Origin of the sequence: uncultured Campylobacter sp., from assembly GCF_938045225.1 — a bacterium.
Taxonomy (GTDB): domain Bacteria; phylum Campylobacterota; class Campylobacteria; order Campylobacterales; family Campylobacteraceae; genus Campylobacter_A.
In genome coordinates this window covers 1-1,943 of sequence record NZ_CALINL010000102.1, presented here as the reverse complement: position 1 = coordinate 1,943, position 1,943 = coordinate 1, and the positions used below count along the sequence as shown (strand labels likewise).

General features: G+C 49.1%; 1 protein-coding gene and 2 pseudogenes. All 3 read left to right on the top strand.

Annotation, left to right across the window (positions count from 1 at the left end; genetic code table 11):
* Window positions 1–285, top strand: a pseudogene (locus tag Q0200_RS04195) (general glycosylation pathway protein); the annotation flags it as partial.
* Window positions 286–471: 186 nt separating this feature from the next.
* Window positions 472–1,599 carry a N,N'-diacetylbacillosaminyl-diphospho-undecaprenol alpha-1,3-N-acetylgalactosaminyltransferase gene (gene pglA / locus Q0200_RS04190; RefSeq protein WP_297938099.1) on the top strand — a complete coding sequence of 376 codons (1,128 nt, stop codon included), beginning with the start codon at window positions 472–474 and terminating at the stop codon, window positions 1,597–1,599.
* Window positions 1,592–1,943, top strand: a pseudogene (pglC, locus tag Q0200_RS04185) (undecaprenyl phosphate N,N'-diacetylbacillosamine 1-phosphate transferase); the annotation flags it as partial. The gene pglA and the pseudogene pglC, both read left to right, overlap by 8 nt.

The following is a 1,943-nucleotide window of genomic DNA, read 5'->3' as shown; positions in this document are numbered from 1 at the left end:
GACGCGTCTAAGGTCTATATCGGCGAACGCGAAATATCCGTAAATACATACTTTGAAACAAGCTACGACGAGAAAGACAAGCTGGTCGTCAAAAAGCACGAGATGGACGCGGACGGTAAAATTTATCTTATTTTTATGAAGGATTATAGGCGGTTTTTGGTGCTTGACGAAGCGGTGCTAAACTCGGCCTACATACAGCTTTTCGTACTCGAAAACTACGACAAAGAGCTCTTTGAGCCGGTCGTTTTAAACGGCGCGGTTAAAATTTATAGGTTGCTAAGATGAGGGCGGTAAATTTGATCAAGGCACAGACATCCGCTAAATTTGCGATAGAGGTTTTTTAAATGGCTAAATTTGGATTTTTGAGTCACGCCAATATGAGCCGATTAAGCGACGATACAAATTATCGTCGCGACTCTGCGAGCCACCTTGAGCGAATATCGGCGAAAAAGTCAGAAAAGGCGGCATAGTATGGCAAAATTTGGATTTTTATCTCACGCCGATATGAGCATTTATTTCTTTCGCGCGCCGATCATGCGCGAGCTAAAGCGGCTCGGTCACGAGGTTTTTGCTATCGCTCCGCAGGGCGAGTATACGGATAGGCTAAAAAGCGAATTTAACTGCGTGACATACGAGCTTGACCGCGCGAGTCTAAACCCCCTAATCGTGCTTGAAAACTCAAAAAAGCTAGCCGATATTTTGCGCGAGTTAAATTTAGACCTGCTACAAACCTCGGCGCACAAGTCAAATGTGTTTGGCACTTTTGCGGCTAAAAAAGCAGGCATAAAGCGCGTAATAAATTTGGTCGAGGGGCTTGGTAGCTTTTATATCGATAACGACTTAAAAACCCGTCTGGTGCGTGCCGCGATCGAGACGCTTTATAAGCGGGCTCTAAAAATGAGCGACGGCTGCGTGTTCGTAAACGAGGCCGATCCTGCGTATTTTCTAGCTCGAGGGCTGATTGCCGAAGAGAAAATTTTTAAGATAAAAAGCGTGGGCGTAGATACGCTCAAATTTGACGAAAGCAGCGTACCGGCCGCAAATTTGGGCGAGGATCTGCGCGGCAAAAAAATCGTGCTGATGATAGCGCGCGCGATGTGGCACAAGGGCGTGCGCGAGTTTTACGAGGCGGCCGAGCTTTTGCGCGGGCGCGAGGACTGCGCGTTCGTCTTTGCGGGCGAAGGGTTTGAAGGAAACAAAAGTACTGCCGACGCGAAGTTTCTAACTGGCGGCGCCGTGCGGTATCTGGGCGCTAGAGACGACGTGCCGGAGCTTTTAAAGGCTAGCTATCTGCTTGCGCTTCCAAGCTACAAAGAGGGCTTTCCGCGCACGGTTTTAGAGGCGATGAGTATGGGTAGGCCGGTCGTTGCTAGCGACGTGGCGGGATGTAACGAGGCCGTAACGAACGGCTTTAACGGCCTGCTTTGCGAGGTAAAAAGCTCTGCGGATCTAGCCGCAAAGATAGAAATTTTGTTAAACGACGAAAATTTAGCCGCACAGATGGGGCGAAACGGGCGAGAGCTTGCCGTGCGCGAGTTTGACGAGCGAGCGGTCGCTAGGAAATATATAGAAATTTACAGGAAATTTATCGATGTATAGAGCGTTTTTTAAGCGATTACTGGATATTTGCGGTGCGATTTTTTTGATCGTGCTGACGCTGCCGATCATGGCGGTCGTTGCGGTTTTGATATATTTTAAGGTGAGCAAGGACGTCATTTTTACGCAGGCGCGCCCGGGTTTGCACGCTAAAATTTTTAAAATTTACAAATTTAAAACGATGAGCGACGAGCGCGGCGCGGACGGCGAGCTACTGCCTGACGAGATGCGCCTGAGCGGCATCGGCAAGACCATCAGAAGCTTCAGCCTTGACGAGCTACCCCAGCTTTTTAACGTGCTAAAGGGCGATATGAGCTTCATCGGGCCGCGTCCGCTTCTAGTTGAGT